Source organism: Pseudomonas sp. 8Z, assembly GCF_902506535.1.
In the GTDB taxonomy this organism is placed as follows: domain Bacteria; phylum Pseudomonadota; class Gammaproteobacteria; order Pseudomonadales; family Pseudomonadaceae; genus Aquipseudomonas.
The window spans coordinates 1627252-1642725 of the sequence record NZ_LR733827.1 but is presented as its reverse complement, the minus strand read 5'-3'; the positions used below and the strand labels follow the sequence as shown (position 1 = coordinate 1642725).

Annotated in this window: 13 protein-coding genes; 5 read left to right on the top strand and 8 right to left on the bottom strand. The window is 64.3% G+C overall.

Annotated elements, in window-relative coordinates; all coding sequences use genetic code 11:
- Window positions 1–150: 150 nt before the first annotated feature.
- From AERO9A_RS20455 to AERO9A_RS20435, 5 genes are all read right to left on the bottom strand, one after another.
- A complete protein-coding gene (locus tag AERO9A_RS20455; RefSeq protein ID WP_159973741.1) occupies window positions 151–1071 on the bottom strand; it encodes a FecR domain-containing protein in 921 nt (306 codons plus the stop codon).
- The gene (locus AERO9A_RS20450; RefSeq protein ID WP_159973740.1) at window positions 1061–1561 is read right to left on the bottom strand and encodes an RNA polymerase sigma factor; all 501 of its coding nucleotides are present in this window, start codon (window positions 1559–1561) and stop codon (window positions 1061–1063) included. The genes AERO9A_RS20455 and AERO9A_RS20450 overlap by 11 nt, the downstream gene beginning before the upstream one ends.
- Window positions 1562–1661: 100 nt before the next feature.
- The gene (locus AERO9A_RS20445; protein ID WP_159973739.1) at window positions 1662–1808 is read right to left on the bottom strand and encodes a DUF2474 domain-containing protein; all 147 of its coding nucleotides are present in this window, start codon (window positions 1806–1808) and stop codon (window positions 1662–1664) included.
- Window positions 1809–1818: 10 nt separating this feature from the next.
- Window positions 1819–2826, bottom strand: coding sequence for a cytochrome d ubiquinol oxidase subunit II (gene cydB / locus AERO9A_RS20440; protein ID WP_159973738.1), 1008 nt, complete (start codon window positions 2824–2826; stop codon window positions 1819–1821).
- 2 nt (window positions 2827–2828) lie between these two features.
- On the bottom strand, window positions 2829–4268 hold the full coding sequence (locus AERO9A_RS20435; RefSeq protein ID WP_159973737.1) for a cytochrome ubiquinol oxidase subunit I: 1440 nt from the start codon (window positions 4266–4268) through the stop codon (window positions 2829–2831).
- 315 nt (window positions 4269–4583) lie between these two features.
- Here AERO9A_RS20435 and AERO9A_RS20430 point away from each other — a divergent pair, with 315 nt between their 5' ends.
- From AERO9A_RS20430 to AERO9A_RS20410, 5 genes are all read left to right on the top strand, one after another.
- The gene (locus tag AERO9A_RS20430; RefSeq protein ID WP_159973736.1) at window positions 4584–4889 is read left to right on the top strand and encodes a MazG-like family protein; all 306 of its coding nucleotides are present in this window, start codon (window positions 4584–4586) and stop codon (window positions 4887–4889) included.
- Window positions 4886–5635 carry a methyltransferase gene (locus AERO9A_RS20425; protein ID WP_159973735.1) on the top strand — a complete coding sequence of 250 codons (750 nt, stop codon included), beginning with the start codon at window positions 4886–4888 and terminating at the stop codon, window positions 5633–5635. Before AERO9A_RS20430 ends, AERO9A_RS20425 begins: the two co-directional genes overlap by 4 nt.
- Window positions 5636–5712: 77 nt before the next feature.
- The gene (locus tag AERO9A_RS20420) at window positions 5713–6309 is read left to right on the top strand and encodes a DUF4136 domain-containing protein (protein ID WP_159974117.1); all 597 of its coding nucleotides are present in this window, start codon (window positions 5713–5715) and stop codon (window positions 6307–6309) included.
- A 16-nt stretch (window positions 6310–6325) separates the two neighbouring features.
- Window positions 6326–6877, top strand: a complete 552-nt coding sequence (locus AERO9A_RS20415) for a DUF4136 domain-containing protein (RefSeq protein ID WP_159973734.1) — start codon at window positions 6326–6328, stop codon at window positions 6875–6877.
- A 14-nt stretch (window positions 6878–6891) separates the two neighbouring features.
- Complete coding sequence (locus tag AERO9A_RS20410) at window positions 6892–7374, top strand: GNAT family N-acetyltransferase (protein ID WP_159973733.1); 483 nt, start codon at window positions 6892–6894, stop codon at window positions 7372–7374.
- Window positions 7375–7489: 115 nt separating this feature from the next.
- Here AERO9A_RS20410 and pbpC read toward each other — a convergent pair whose 3' ends face one another.
- The 3 genes from pbpC to AERO9A_RS20395 all read right to left on the bottom strand — a co-directional run bounded on the left by pbpC (window position 7490) and on the right by AERO9A_RS20395 (window position 15392).
- Complete coding sequence (gene pbpC, locus AERO9A_RS20405; protein ID WP_159973732.1) at window positions 7490–9814, bottom strand: peptidoglycan glycosyltransferase PbpC; 2325 nt, start codon at window positions 9812–9814, stop codon at window positions 7490–7492.
- A gap of 72 nt (window positions 9815–9886) precedes the next feature.
- Window positions 9887–10339 (bottom strand): transposase, encoded by a 453-nt coding sequence (locus AERO9A_RS20400; protein ID WP_306109809.1) that lies wholly within the window; start codon window positions 10337–10339, stop codon window positions 9887–9889.
- Between the two features lie 154 nt (window positions 10340–10493).
- Complete coding sequence (locus AERO9A_RS20395; RefSeq protein ID WP_159973731.1) at window positions 10494–15392, bottom strand: alpha-2-macroglobulin; 4899 nt, start codon at window positions 15390–15392, stop codon at window positions 10494–10496.
- Window positions 15393–15474 lie beyond the last annotated feature (82 nt).

Genomic DNA, 15474 nt, shown 5'->3' with positions numbered 1-15474 from the left:
GTCCTGTGCTCTGCTTGCTATTCATGCGAAGAAGTCGCATTTGCAGGAACAGAAGACGAGGACATCGCGCATTCCTGAACCGATGCCGCAATTTTTTTTGCATAGGTGCTCACCAGTGTCGGCGACGGGATCGCACCGGCAACAGCGTGGTCAGCTTCGCGAAGACACCAGCAGTACACCCGGAAGCCGGGTCAGCCGAACCGGCAGCGCGGTTTCGATGGCGCGCAGCACGGCCGATGGATCATCGAGAGAGAACACCCCGGTTACCTTCAACTCACGCGCCTGGCCATCGAGGAATAACACCTGCTGCGCTTGCTGGCGCTCCAGTTCCTCGAATACCTCCGCCAAAGGACGATCACGGAACACCAGACGCCCACGCTGCCAGGCCAGTGCCCGCCCGGCGTCCAGAGGCTGCAGAGGTTGCAGGCGGCCATCGCGCCAGGCGATTTGCTCACCGGCTTGCACGGCGCGCTCGTTACCATCGGCATCGCTGACCTGCACGTGCCCTTCGCTCACGGCCAGCAACACCTGTTCGTCCAGCAGGTTGACGTCGAAGCGGGTACCCGTGACGCGGATGCGTGCAGCACCGGCATCGATCACGAAGGGATGCGCAGCATCGGCCGCCACCTGGAAATCCACCTGGCCACGATACAGGCGCACCCGGCGCAGGCCGTCGGCGTTGGCATCCCAGTCCAGGGCTGTCGCGCCATTGAGATGTAGATGCGAGCCGTCTTCGAGCGTCACTTCACGCCGCTCTCCCGCCTCGGTGCGTACATCGGCATGCCAGCCCGGCGGTGCCATCCACAGGGCAAGCAGCAGGCAGGCGGCCGTCGCCAGGGGTAGTGGCCAGCGCCGCTTGCGACGCGCCGGGGGCTGTACAACGGCGGTCGGTCGTTCGACCTGGCCAAGCAGCGCCCACAAGCGCTCCGCCTCGGCCAATGCACTGGCGTGCTCGGTACTGGTCTGACGCCAGCGCTCGACAGCCACATGATCGTCCGCGCTGGCGCGCCCGGAGTTCAGCAGTACCAGCCACTCCCGAGCCTGGCTGCGCAAATCTGCCTCACAGGTCATCCATGCGTTCCTGACAATATTCGAGGGCCTTGAGGATATAGCGTCCGGCCATACTTTCCGAGACACCTAGGCGCTCGCCGATTTCACGCTGGGTGAGGCCATCTAGACGATTCCACAGCAGCGCCTGACGCAGGTGCTCAGGCAACTCGTGCATCAAGGTCTGCAATCGGGCCAGACGCCGACTGTCTTCAGTGGCACGCTCGGGTTCAGGTAGTTCGCTTTCTAGCGCCTCATCGAGCTGCGCCAATTGCGGACGAGCCTGCTGCTGGCGGTGGTGGTCGATGAGCAGATTACGCGCAATGCGGTAGAGGAAGGCGCGTACATTGCCGATTTCCCCCGCCGGACGACCTTGCAGGCGCAGCCAGGTTTCCTGGCGCAGGTCGGCAGCAAGCTCGCAGCAACGTGTCTGCCGGGTGAAGAAACGCAGCAGCTCCGACGAATGACGCCGGAACAACTCTTCGGGCGGCGGAGGATCGACAGGGGTGGACACGGGCGGCTCTCGGTGCCGGGAAAACACGAGAAAATAGTACAAACGCAAATGATTTACAAATGAGCGCGGCCATGGGCGCGCCTGCGGTCGATCTCCAACCTCAAGCCGGTGTGCCTAATCCCGCTGCGCTCATGAACAAGCGCAGCAGCCAGGCAACGATACCCAGCGTGGCGACGCTGCAGCCCCAGATCAGCACCAGCCAACCCAGGCGCTGCCACAGCGGTTTCTTCTCTTCGCTCTCGGTCATGGCCGCTTCCTTAGTGGTAGCCGTCATCCACCGTCACCTTGCCTCTAAACACGTAATAGCTCCAGGCGGTGTACATAAGGATGAAGGGGATGATGAACAGCGCACCGACCAGCATGAAGCCCTGGCTCTGCGGCGGCGCGGCAGCGTCCCAGATACTGATGGCTGGCGGGATCACGTTCGGCCACAGGCTGATGCCCAGGCCGCTGTAGCCGAGGAAGATCAGTGCCAGAGTGAGGATGAACGGCGCGTAGTGGGCATTGTTCGCCACCGCCTTGAGCAGCGCCCAGGTGCACAGCAGCACCAGTACCGGCACCGGCATGAACCAGAACAGGTTGGGCAGGCTGAACCAGCGTTCGGCGATGTCCGGGTGGGCGAAGGGCGTCCACAGGCTGACGATAGCGGTCACTCCCAGCAATACCAGCACCAATGGCCGCGCCAAATCGTGCATCTGTTGCTGCAAGCGCCCTTCGGTTTTCATGATCAGCCAGGTGCAGCCGAGCAGTGCATAAGCCGCGATCAGCGCCACGCCGCAGAACACCGAGAATGGCGTCAGCCAGTCGAAGGCACCACCGGCGAAACGCCGATTGACCACTTCGAAACCGTCGATATACGCGCCCAGCGCGACACCCTGGAAAAACGTGGCGGTCAGTGAGCCACCGATAAACGCCTTGTCCCACAGGTGGCGCCTGTGCTCCTGAGCCTTGAAGCGAAACTCAAAGGCCACACCGCGGAAGATCAGCCCCAGCAGCATCAAAATCAGCGGCAGGTACAAGGCATCGAGTACCACCGCGTAGGCCAGCGGGAAGGCGCCGAACAGCGCTGCGCCACCGAGCACCAGCCAGGTTTCGTTGCCGTCCCACACCGGCGCCACGGTGTTCATCATCACGTCGCGCTCGCCCTTGTCATGAACGCAGGGAAAGAGGATGCCGATGCCCAGATCGAAGCCGTCCATCACCACGTACATCATCACCCCGAAGGCGATGATCACTGCCCAAATCAGCGCAAGATCGATACCCATGTTCAGTTCCTCGGCTGCAAGCTGTCGGTTTCACCTTCGTCCACGCCCTCTGAGGCCGCCGACAGCGGCCGCGCCGGCGTGCGTGGCTGGCCTGGGCCGCCTGCCGAGACGGCCTTGCCCTCGTCGATCTGCGGCCCCTTGCGCACCAGGCGCAGCATGTAGCCGATACCGGCACCGAACAGCAGGAAATAGACCACCACAAATAGCACCAGCGTGATGCCAAGCTGCGTTGCACTATGCCCGGATGCGGCATCGGCGGTTCGCATCAGGCCATGCACGATCCATGGTTGACGACCTATCTCGGTGGTGTACCAGCCGGCGAGGATGGCGATGATCCCGCTCGGCCCCATCAGCAGTGCCACGCGCAAGAACGCACGCGAGCGGTACAAGCGATCACCTCGACGCAGCCAGGTGCCCCAGATGCCCACCAGAATCATCAGCAGGCCCATGGCGACCATGATGCGGAACGTCCAGAACACCACCGTTGAGTTGGGCCGATCCTCGGGAGCGAACTCCTTGAGTGCAGGCACCTGCTTATCCAGACTGTGCGTCAGGATCAGGCTGGCCAGGCCGGGAATCTCCACCTTGAAGCGGGTTTCCTCGCGCTGCATGTCCGGCCAGCCGAAGAGGATCAACGGCGTCGGCTCGTCACCGACGTTCTCCCAGTGGCCTTCCATCGCGGCGATCTTGGCCGGCTGGTACTTCAGCGTATTCAGACCATGCAGGTCGCCGATGAAGGCCTGCACAGGGGCGACGATCAACGCCATCCACAAGGACATCGACAGCATCTTGCGGATCGCCGGATTGTCGCGCCCGCGCAGCAGATGCCAGGCCGCCGAAGCACCGACGAAGAAGGCGGTGGCAAGAAACGCCGCTGTGGCCATGTGCGCCAGGCGATAGGGGAACGAAGGATTGAAAACCACGGCGAACCAGTCCACCGGGATCACTCGCCCATCGACGATCTCGAAGCCCTGCGGCGTGTGCATCCAGCTATTGGAGGCGAGAATCCAGAAGGTGGAAATCAGCGTGCCGATGGCCACCATCACCGTGGAAAAGAAGTGCAGCCCCGGCCCGACGCGATTCCAGCCAAACAGCATGACGCCGAGAAAGCCCGCTTCGAGGAAGAACGCAGTGAGCACCTCGTAAGTCAGCAGCGGCCCGGTGACCGCCCCGGCGAAGTCGGAAAACGCGCTCCAGTTGGTGCCGAACTGGTAAGCCATGACCAGGCCGGAAACCACGCCCATGCCGAAGTTGACCGCGAAGATCTTCGACCAGAAGTGGTAGAGGTCGCGGTACACCGTATTGCTGGTTTTCAGCCACAGGCCTTCGAGTACGGCCAGGTAACTGGCCAGCCCGATGGTGATGGCCGGGAAGATGATGTGGAAGGAAATGGTGAAGGCAAATTGAATACGGGCAAGTTCGAGCGCCTCTAGGCCAAACATGACACGTCCTCGTTCAGGGTTATCTCGGCCTCGGCACGCAAAGCCGAGCCACAGACTCCAGGCGTTGGAGTCACACGCAGCACTGTTGTTCTTATGCGGGCAAATGCCCGTGAGCCAGAGTGGGTCGCGCAAACCGGTGCATTGATCTGGGTCAATACACCATGAAAGATTAGCTGCTAATTGCGCCACCGACTCTGTGGTTGGTTGCCGCGCGACAGACCACCGCAGTGCCTTAGCGAAAGCCCGTGAAGACAAAGCGCTGCTTGCAGCGCGCGGCGTTCACGCCGAAGCTATGCGGCTCGAAAGGAGCCCCCGATGAACCTGCCCGAACTCACCGCCCGCCTGCACGCCATTCGCGATGCCAACCAGTGGAAGCGCTTCCACAGCCCGAAGAACCTGGCCATGGCCGCCAGCGTGGAAATGGCCGAGCTGGTGGAAATATTCCAATGGCTGAGCGAAGACGAATCACGCACGCTGGCGGCTGACAAACTCGCCCATGCTGGCCAGGAAGTTGGCGACATCGTGCTCTATCTCCTGCTCCTATGCAGCGAACTGGGGCTGGATATGGACGAAGTGGTACGCGCCAAACTGGCCGACAGCGAAAGGCGTTTTGCCCGATGAGCGACCGCCATTTCGACGAACTCGCCACCCGTTTCGCCGAGAAAATCTACGGTGGCGCCAAAGGCGCCATCCGCCTGGCTGTGCTGCAGGCCGACCTGGCCGAAGCCCTGCCCGAACGCCCGCTGCGTGTGCTCGACGTGGGCGCAGGCCTCGGTCATATGAGCCTATGGCTGGCTCAGCAGGGCCATGATGTGACCCTCGCCGAACCCGCCGAACCGATGCTCGAAGGCGCCCGCCAGCGCTTTGCCGAAGCAGGCCAGAGCGCCACTTTCATCCAGGCACCCTGGCAGGAACTGCTCGGCCAGTTGCCACAGCCCTACGATCTGGTGCTGTGCCACGCCGTGCTGGAATGGCTGGCCGAGCCCGCCGCCATCCTGCCAGTGCTGCATCAATTGACGGCCAAGGGCGGCTGGCTGTCGCTGGCCTTCTACAACAAGGACGCACTGATCTACCGCAACCTGCTCAAGGGGCACTTTCGCAAGCTGCGCAAGGCGCGCTTCGCTGGCGAAGGGCAGAGCCTGACACCACAGCAACCGCTCGACCCGCGCGAGCTGGGCACGCAACTCGCCACGCACTGGCAGGTCGAAAGCCGTAGCGGCGTGCGCGTGTTCCACGACTACATGCCGCAGGAGTTTCAGGCCAAGGCCGACCTGCTCGACCTGCTGGAGATGGAGCTGGCGCACCGCCGCCATCCCAGTTTCGAAGGGCTCGGCCGTTACCTGCACTGGATCTGTCGGCCCCTGTGAACGCAGTTGAAGCCGACCAAAAGCCAGGCGTAGCCTGAATGCACAGCGCTGATGTCGAGCGTAACCCGGAGATGACCATGCGCAGCGTCATAGCCTTACTCGTCCTACCACTGCTGGCCGCCTGCCAGAGCCAGAACCCTTACCAGGCCCAATCCCTGCCGATGCCACCGGCACCGCCAGGGGCCGCCAACACCTTTGACCGCAGCGCCTACCCGGCGCCCGTGCGCGACTACGGGCGCTATCGCACCTGGAGCTGGGATGGCGGCAGGGCGCCATCTGGCGCGGCCTGGCTCGGTGGCGCGCAGTTGGCCGACAGCGTCAGCGCCGGGCTCGACCAATACGGCCTGCGCCCGGCCCAGAGCGGCAACGGCGATCTGCTGATCAATGCCCGCATGACCCAGGAAACCCGCCTGCGCCAGTACCAGGACGATGCCGGTGCTTACTATGGCGGCGGCCCCTGGGGACGGCAGTATGGTGCCTGGGGCAGCACGCCCATCGTGCGGACCTATGAGGAAAAAGTGCTGGTGGTACGCCTGGAAATGATCGACGCCCACGACCGCCAAGTGGTCTGGTCCGGCAGCGGCGAAGCGCTGGCCAATAAGGATCAACGTGCCCAGGCCGATGCCGTACGCGCGGCTATCGGTAAAGCGCTCAGCGGCTACCCGCCGCACTGATCATCAGGAGTTCAGCATGCGTACCTTGCTCAGTCTGCTTTTCGCCCTGCTGCTGACGGGCTGCGCCAGCATCAACCTGGAGCATGACTTCGACCCCAATCGCGACTTCAGCGCCTACCGCAGTTGGCGCTGGATGGATAAAGCCTTCGTCTACCAACCCGACGACGCTCGCCTCAAGAGCGACCTGACCGAACAGCGCATCAGCCAGGCGCTGCATGATCAACTGGAGCAGCGCGGCTTGCGCCAGACTGGCGCTAGCCAGGGCGATCTCAAGGTGCAAGTCGTCTTGAGCGTCGATGAGCGCCAGGATCAGATCACCACCCAATACGGCGGCTGGGGTGGCCATTGGGGCGGTTACTGGGGCGGTCCGGCGTTCAGTGAAACGCGCCGCCTGGACTACAAGGTCGCCACCTTGCAGATCGACCTCTACGACGCCAAGGACGGCAAGTTGGTTTGGCGTGGTAGTGGCGAACAACTTGTGAGCAGCCAGGCGCTCAGCCCGGCTGAACGTGAGCGGACGATCCGGGAAACCGTGACGCAGATTCTCGCGCAATATCCGCCACATTGACCGAGGAACCCCGCTTGTATTCAGCCCTGCAACACCGCCCAGCTAGCGCCGCTGACTTGAGTGAGGTGGTCGGTTTTCCACAGACCATGGAGGAACTGTTCTTCAGCTACCCCAAGGCCATCTGGCCGCTGAATGTCGGTCAACTGGCCGCCGCTATCGCCGAGCGCCGCGAAAGCACCGTGGTAGAGCTCGACGGCCGGATCGCCGGTTTCGCCAATTTCTACCAATGGCAGCATGGCGAATTCTGCGCCCTGGGCAACCTGATGGTGGCGCCTTGGGCACGCAGCCAAGGCGTGGCCCAGTATCTGGTAGCGGTGATGGAAAGCCTCGCCCAGCAGCGCTACAAGGCGCCACTGATGAAAGTGTCGTGCTTCAACGCCAACGTGAGCGGTCTGCTGCTCTACACCCGTCTGGGCTACAAACCCGTCGCCATCGTCGAACGCTGCTCAGCCGCTGGCGACAGGGCGGCATTGATAGCGATGGAGAAGCCGTTATAAGGCGCGCGCTTAGCTATTACCCGTAGCATGTCCAGGCAGACGCCATGCAAATCCGCCAGATAGATCAGGCTATTCGTTTATGGGTAAACGAGTAGCCATCGTCCCAGTCGCTCCATCAAGGCCCGACGCTGAACCTAAGGCTGGCCGTCTGCCCACCCTCATCGAGCACGCTGACTTGGTGGTGGCCAAGCGCAAAGGCATGCTCGAACGGGGCAGCGGCCAGGGTCTCGGCCTGCGGCTCGCCATCGACGAACCACCAACGCCGACCACTGCCGCCGAGGGTCGACAGGCTCAGGCGCAGTGCCTCGCTGCTGCCTTGCGGGCGACGCAAACGGTCACCTTCGCGCACGCCGACGATGCTCAGCGGCGCCGCCTGGCTGCTCGGCGGCGGCGGGCATTGTGGGTCGCTGGCAGGCAGGCGCGCGGCACGCCGTTCACGCGGTGGCAGCCAGGGCTCCAGCGGCGCGGGCCAGAGCACCAGTTCACGGGCTTGAGCAGCGGGGCAATCGGACGCCACGCGCAACCCTTGGGCATTGACCCAATAGCGCTCACGCAAACCACTGCCCATGGGCTGATCAGCGGCCAGCAGGGTCGGCGGCGTGGTGCCGTCGAGTGTCCAGGCGAAGCGTTGGCGGCGGCAATTGGCGTCGCCCTTGTCCATGGGCTGCCCCAGTGGCCAACAGATTGCCGCGACACCGACCGTCGCGGGCTGCGGATCAGGCGGCGGCGCCAGCCCGCGCTGACTGTCGCGCCCCACCAGCAAATCATGCACCTGTAGCAACAAGGGCGCGGCGGAGGCCAGGCCGAACTGGCCGGGTACGGGCGTGCCGTCCGGGCGGCCAATCCAAACACCAACCAGATAACGCGGGCCGACGCCAATCGCCCAGGCATCGCGAAAGCCATAGCTGGTGCCGGTTTTCCAGGCCAGGCCGGGGCGCTGCGCCAACTGCGCGCGTGGGTCACGATCAGGCCGCGCCTGACCGCTGAGAATGCGCCGGATGATCCATGCCGCGCCCGGTGAAAGCAGGCGTCGTTCGCGCAGCGTATCGCTCGGTTGCAAGCGTGGGCGCGCGACCATGCCGCCACGGGCGAAGGCGCTGTAGCCGCCGACCAGCGACTCCAGGCGCGTACCGCCGCCGCCGAGGATCAGCGCCAGGCTGGGCTCAGCCAGGGCCGGCAAACGAATCGGCAGGCCGGCCGCACGCAGCTCACCGGCAAAACGCTTCGGCCCATAGGCTTCGAGCAGTTGCACGGCCGGCAGATTGAGCGAGGTCGCCAGCGCACTGCTGGCCGACACCGGGCCGCTGAAACCGGCGGCGAAGTTGCCGGGGCGGTAATCGCCGTAATGCCGGGGCACGTCCTGCAACAGCGACTCGGAGTGAATCAGTCCGGCGTCCAGGGCCAGGCCATAGAGAAAGGGCTTCAGTGTCGAGCCGGGCGAGCGCAACGCGCGCACCATGTCGACATGGCCGAAGCGCGAGGCATCGCCGATATCCACCGAGCCAAGGTAGGCGCGCACCGCCATGCTCTCGTGCTCGACCACCAGAATCGCCGCCGAGGTCCGTTCTGGCAGACGTGCGCGCCAGCCCAGCAGCAAGTCCTCCAGGCGCAATTGCAACGTGGCATCGAGGTTGGTGCGGATCAGCGGCGAGCGAGCAGAGCGATCCAGCCTTCGCGCCAGCAGGGGGGCCAGGCTCGGCTCGCGACGCGGAGCGAGAAACACCGGCTCCTCCAGTGCGGCGTCGATCTGCGCCTGTGGCCACACCCGGAACTCGGCCAGGCGCCGCAGCACCTTGTCGCGCGCGGCCTGGGCACGCTCGGGGTGACGATCCGGGCGCAAACGACTGGGCGCCTGTGGCAGCACCGCGAGCAAGGCGGCCTCGGCGCGGGTGAGCTGGCTCGGTGGCTTGCCCAGGTAGCTCCAGCTCGCCGCCGCCACGCCCTGCAAGGTGCCACCAAACGGCGCGCGATTGAGGTACAGCGTGAGGATCTCGTCCTTGGACAGGTGCCACTCCAACTGCGCGGTGCGCCAGAGCTGCTTGAGTTTGCCAGCCATGTCACGCGCATGCGGATCGAGCAGCCGCGCCACCTGCATCGACAGTGTGCTGCCGCCGGACACCACGCGCCCACCGGACAGGTTCTGCCAAGCGGCGCGCGCCAGTGCCAACGGATTGATGCCTGGGTGCTGGCGAAACCAGCGATCCTCGTAGGTCAGCAGCGCGTCGAGGTAATAGGGCGAAACTTCCTGCGGCGTCACCGGGTAACGCCACACACCATCGTGATCGGCGAAACGCCACAGCGGCGTGCCATCCTCGGCCAACACCACGCGGGCTAGATCGTCTTCGGGCAACGGTAGCGGGAAGAGGCGGTCGGCGAGCCAGAGTAGAGCCAGGGGGAGTAGAACGATGAGCGTCCATCGACGCCGGCGTTTGGATGGCATTTTCAGCACAAGCCCCCGGATTGCATCCGTGTTACTGGTTTCGCGTAGCCCGGATGCAATCCGGGGACTGCCTTATTCGCCAGCTTCTTCGATCCCGACGTCTGCGCCCCCCGCCCAATCGATAGGCAGCAAGCCCTGACGCACATAGTGATGAAAACTGGAAAACGGCCAATCCTGTACACGAGCGACCAGACCGTGTTTGACCGGGTTGAGATGGATGTAATCCAGATGATTGCGGTAATCCTGCTCGTCACGAATCAGATGTTCCCAAAAACGTCGCTGCCAAATATTGGCTTCACCCCTGGCATTGATTCGCACATCGCAGCCTGCCTGTTGGCGCAGCGTGACCACGAAGGAGGCCTTGAGCATACGGATTCGCGCAGAGAAGTCGGCATCATCAGTTGGCAGCGTCATCAGCATATGCAGATGATCCGGCAACACCACCAGAGCAGGTACGCGAAAGGGCCGTTGTGTTTGTGTATCACGCAAGCACTGCCGCAGCAGGGCGGAGTGTCTGTAAATCACTACGCCTGTCTTGTAGGGTCAGCGTCAGGAAATAACAACCGCCAGCGACCTTTGCTCTAAGGTAGTTCACCATCGCGCACTTCCTTGTGCTCAGAATTCCCGGATTGCATCCGGGCTACGTTTCCTGTGGCGCCGGCGCGAAGTGGGGCCGTTCTTACCGCCCCCGCACCACCATCCCTTGCGGCGCACTGCCCAGTGCCTGCCAGTTGGGCCGGTACATCGATTCCACCTGCGGTGGCGGTACGCGGTAGCTGCCGGGCGTCACGGCGCGGGCCAGGTACAGCAGGTGGGTGGTGTCATAGCTGTCGACATCCACCGCCGCCACATAGCGATCGCCCCGGTATTCCTGGTGCTTGATCCGCGCGTTCTGCATCGCCTGGCTCCATTGCTTGACGTTACCGCCCGCGTCATCAAGGCTTGCGGCGCTCTGTGCCAGGTTCTGGTTTTCCAGTTCCAGCCCGGCCGGCAGCAGATCCACCACCAGCGCATCGGGCACACGCTGCTTGGCCCGTACAGCCAGGTGCACCAGCACCAGCTCGCCGCTGTTCAGGTGCTGCAGGTCGAGCGGACGGCCATCCATGCCCAGGTATTGGCGCTCGATGCTGAGGTTCTCGCCACCGGCACGCGGCGCCTGAGCCGGGTAGCCGGACAGGGTGAGCTGCTGATACAGCGTGGCGCTGCCGGCATTGCTCACACTCAGCGGCTCGGCCAACTCGTCACGCTCAAGCTTCAAGCCCGGCTGCTGGTCGCTCAGGTTGAACTGGAAGGCGCCGCTGGCCAGTGCCGCACTCCAGGCCTGTTCCGGTTTGCCGAGGATGCCGCGCCCGGCCAGGAACAGCGCGTTGCGCTCCTGGGTCGACAGCCAGCGCTCGCCGGCCAGTACATCCGCCAGGTCGAACAGGCGCTGTTCACGCTGCCCAGCGGCCATGTCGTTCTCTTCCAGCACGGCGAGGATCAGCGCCTGATCGCGCAGGACGCTGCCGTAATCGGCCATCCAGCGCTCGCCATCGCGTTGCTGGATCAGCCCCTGGGCCAGCGCCTGTTCGGCCCGTGGCGCATCGCCCATCAGTTTCAGCGCGGCGGCCAGTTGCACCAGCGGCAGACCAGAACGGGCATCGCTGCGGCGCTCGAACAGGCTGCGCAGCGAGCCCAGTGGCGCCTGTTGGCTGCGCGCCAGTACATAGCCGGCATAGGCCTGCACGGCGAAGCGGGTATGCGCGTTGTCCTCGCTGTAGCTGGCCTCGATCAGGCTGCTTTGTTGCAGGTAGCGCAGCAGACGATCCGTGGCTTTTTTCAGCGCTTCGTTGGGCACGCCGAAGCCCTGCTCGCGGGCACGCAAGAGGAAGTCGGTGACATAAGCGGTGAGCCAATACTCCTCATCGCTTTCAGCGCTCCACAGGCCGAAGCCGCCGCTGTAGCGCTGCATGCCAAGCAAGCGCTCGATACCCAGCTCGATGCTCTTGCGCCGCTGCGCGTCCGGCTCGCCGCTAAGTCCCAGGCGCTTGAGGCTGGCGGCATCGGCGTAAAGCGAGGGGTACAGGCCGCTGGTGGTCTGTTCCAGGCAGCCGTAGGGGTACGCCTTGAGCGCGCGGATCTGCTCGCCAAGATTGAGCGGCGGGCGACTCGACAGCGCCAGCACCGCCTCCAGACCGGCTGGTTCGAATTGGCTCAGCGTGCCCGGCGGCAGACTCCACGGCTCGCCCTCGTGGAGCACCGCGCGAAAATGCTGCAACTGCGCCGGGTAAGCCGGGCGCACACCCAGCGTCCAGTCACGACTGAAACTGTCGAGCGGCTCATTGGCCAGGCGCAAGCCCTGCACCTTGATCTGAATATGCCCCTGACCCAGGCCACCCACGGCGCGCACCGGGATGCGCAAGGTGGTGCGCTGGCCGTCCTTGAGGCTCAGTGCTGCCTGCGCCTTGCCGAGCAGGCGCAACTGGCCACTGACATCGAGCTGCACATCGAGCGTCTGCTCGCTGCCGGAGAGGTTGGTCACATCCAGCGCCAGGGTGGTTTCATCGCCACCGGCCAGAAAACGCGGCATCGACAGCTCGGCGACCAGCGGTGCAGCCACCACTGTCTTGGCTTCGGCCATGCCGAAACGCTCGTCGCTCCAGGCCTGCGCCATCAGGCGCAACTCGCCGTTGAAGTCGGGAATATCCAGGCTCACTTCGCCCTCACCCTGCGCGTTCAACTGCAGTGCATCGCTTTGCTGGGCGACGATCAACACACTGGTATCCGGGCGCTTGCCGCCGGCTTCGAGCCCGGCATCACCACCAAAGGCCAGACTGGCGACGCGGCCCTGAGCTTCGATCAGTTGCCCGTAGATATCCATTTGATCGGCGCCATAGCCCTTGCGCCCAAAGAAGCTGGCAAAGGGATCGGGCGTGGCGAAGTCGGTGATGTTGAGGATGCCCACGTCCACCGCCGCAACCAGCACATGCACCTTGTCGGGGATGCTGCCGTCGGCATTGCGCGCCACGACCTTGACCTTCAGCGGTTGCTTGGGCCGCATCTTCTCAGGCGCCTGCAGGCTCACCGCCAGCTTGCGCGGCGCGCGATCCAGCGGCAGGTGCAGCAGGCCGACCGCGCGCTTGGGCGTGACCTGCGCCTTGCGCTCGCCGGGGCGAATCACCAGGGCGCTGAGGTACAGGTCATGCCGCGCCCACTTCGCGTCGATGGGCAGCTCGAAGGTTTCACCCTCGGCAGGCACGCTGATTTCCTGCCACCACAGCGGGCCATCGCTGGACTCCAGCAGCAGGTAACCACTGCCGGCCGTCGGCGGGGTAACGGTAATCTTGGCCACGTCGCCAGCGGCGTAGGCGGGTTTGTCCAGCGCCAGCTTGACCTGATCAGGGCGCACCGCGCCGCCATCGGCATTGTCCTGCCAGCGGTAGCCGGCCCAGAAACGCAGGCTGCTGACCAGGCCGGTCTGGTTGTCCACCACCTCGACGCGGTATGGCCCCCACTCCACCGGGAAGCTGACCTTGGCCGTGCCCCCCGCCGCAACCTTGAGCGGCTCATCGCTGAGGGTGAGGTATTTCTCGGTGTAGTTGTGGCGCCAGCCTTCGCCGTCGGAGAAGCTCCAGAAGTAATCGCGCCGTTCACGCACCAGGCGCACGCTGAGGTTATCGGCGGCCAGCTTGTTGCCCTCGGCATCGGCCACCAGCACCTCGAACTCGGCCAGACTGTCGGCATCGACTTCCTCGCCATCGAACAACCCACGCACACCCGGCAACCGCTCGGCCGGCCATACCGGCTGAATCACCCGGCGGGTGATGGGCCGCCCGGCGGACTCCTGCAAGCTGGCCTGCAGGATCAGGCGCAACGGCGAGCGGGCATCGCCCCAGCGATTTTCCGGGGTAATGGTGGCACGGCCCTGATCATCCAGGCTCTGCTCGGCCAGTTCCAGCTCCTGGGTCAAATCGGCTTCGGTGATATCGCCGAACTGATAGCCCGGCAGGCTCGCCACCGCCTCACGCAGCGGCCTGACATAAAGCTGCCCGGACAGGCGATTGCCGGCCGCCGGGGCACCGTAGAGATAACGCCCGGTCACACTGAAACGGGCCTCGGCACTCGGTGCGATGGGGCGGTCCTGACCGTTGAGTTCCAGCGCCATGCGCTCGGGCAGAAAGTCCTCGACGAGAAATTCGTAAACCTGTGGATTGCCGTCACCCAGATCGAGCAGCAGTTGCCAGCGCCCGGTCGGCGCCTCATCGGCCAACGCCAATTGATATTGATAGAGGCCTTGAGCATCGGTGTTCCAGACGAACTTGCGGCTGACCTGCTCATCCGGGCGGCGCACCTCGACATTGACCGGCTGGGCCTTGACCGCCTTGCCGTCGGCATCGCGCAGCAGCGCATTGAGCAGCACGGTCTCGCCTGGGCGATAGAGGTCGCGCGGGCCGAACACGAACAACTGCAGCGCGCTGGCGCTCGGCCCGGTGATATCGAATTCGGCCAGATCCAGCGCAGGCGCATTCAGACGCAGCAGGCTGGTCTGCTCATCCTGCTTGGCCAGCAAAACCTCGGCCTTGGCGGGCAGAGGCAACTGCGCATGACCGGTCGAATCCGTCTCACCTTCAGCCAATAGCGCGCCCTCGGCATCGAGTAATTCGAGTTGCACGCCAGACTGCGCCTTGCCGCCCTCCAGCGCCTGGGTGAAAACATCCAGACGATCACGATAGCGGTGCGCCGACAGGCCAATATCGCTGAGCGAAAACAGCGTGGCCGGTTGCGAATAGCTGTAACTACCAGCCTCACGCATTACCGCCAGGTACACGCCGGGCTGTTTGAACGGCTCCAGTCCGGCGATGGGCAGCAGCACGGTTTCACGGGTGTTGCGCGCCGGGTTGAGGTCGAAGCGCCCGCCATAGACCAGGTCTGCCATTGGCAGCAGCTCGCGCGCCTCCCAGGTATCGAGGTTGCTGGCGCGGCCCCAGCGCGCGAGGAAGCGCGGCAAGGACTCAGGCTTGATGCGGAAGAACTCGACGTTGACCTTGTCGACGTTCAACGCAATCACCGGCAGACCTTCAGCCAGTCGTGTCGGCAATAACGAACCACGGCTGGCGAAGCCGACGCTGGCCTGCAGATCACGCGTCTCGAAGCGGCTGACATGCTCGGCAGCCAGCTTGCCGCCATTGATCGCCCTGAGCCCGGCATCGATGGTCAGCACCAGCTTGCGCTTGGGCTCCAGATGACGCAGGCGCAGCTCGTTGAGGTTATCGGTCAGCTCCCAGGCACCGTCGACCTTGCCAGCCTTGCTGTCGACCAGATGCAGGCGTTCGGCGAAGCGTTGGTCGGGATCAAGTGGCACGGAGAAGGTCACCGACAGCGCGCTGGCACCGTCGAGCTGCACTTCGGAAACGTCCACCACCTCCAGTTCACGACTGGCGTAGCGTTTGCTCAGGGCATCACGGTCAACCGCTGGCTTTGGCGTCTGCGGCTGATCGGCAGCGGGCGGGGCCCCGGTTACGGTGGCAGGCGACTGGGATGAGTCACAGGCGCTAAGCAGGCTCAGGGCCAAGGCCAGAAGCAGTCCTTTGTTCGGCATTACGGGCTCCGGTAGAAGGGGGGCGCGGGGACCATACTATAGCCGAGCGCCGTGCAGGCCGCGGCGGCCAGGCGACGAATAC

Excerpts from the sequence above, each read along its gene's own strand:
- AERO9A_RS20455 (WP_159973741.1), bottom strand. The coding sequence starts at position 1,071 with ATGACCTGTGAGGCAGATTTGCGCAGCCAGGCTCGGGAGTGGCTGGTA.
- AERO9A_RS20445 (WP_159973739.1), bottom strand. The coding sequence starts at position 1,808 with ATGACCGAGAGCGAAGAGAAGAAACCGCTGTGGCAGCGCCTGGGTTGG.
- cydB (WP_159973738.1), bottom strand. The coding sequence starts at position 2,826 with ATGGGTATCGATCTTGCGCTGATTTGGGCAGTGATCATCGCCTTCGGG.
- AERO9A_RS20435 (WP_159973737.1), bottom strand. The coding sequence starts at position 4,268 with ATGTTTGGCCTAGAGGCGCTCGAACTTGCCCGTATTCAATTTGCCTTC.
- AERO9A_RS20430 (WP_159973736.1), top strand. The coding sequence starts at position 4,584 with ATGAACCTGCCCGAACTCACCGCCCGCCTGCACGCCATTCGCGATGCC.
- AERO9A_RS20425 (WP_159973735.1), top strand. The coding sequence starts at position 4,886 with ATGAGCGACCGCCATTTCGACGAACTCGCCACCCGTTTCGCCGAGAAA.
- AERO9A_RS20420 (WP_159974117.1), top strand. The coding sequence starts at position 5,713 with ATGCGCAGCGTCATAGCCTTACTCGTCCTACCACTGCTGGCCGCCTGC.
- AERO9A_RS20415 (WP_159973734.1), top strand. The coding sequence starts at position 6,326 with ATGCGTACCTTGCTCAGTCTGCTTTTCGCCCTGCTGCTGACGGGCTGC.
- pbpC (WP_159973732.1), bottom strand. The coding sequence starts at position 9,814 with ATGCCATCCAAACGCCGGCGTCGATGGACGCTCATCGTTCTACTCCCC.
- AERO9A_RS20395 (WP_159973731.1), bottom strand. The coding sequence starts at position 15,392 with ATGCCGAACAAAGGACTGCTTCTGGCCTTGGCCCTGAGCCTGCTTAGC.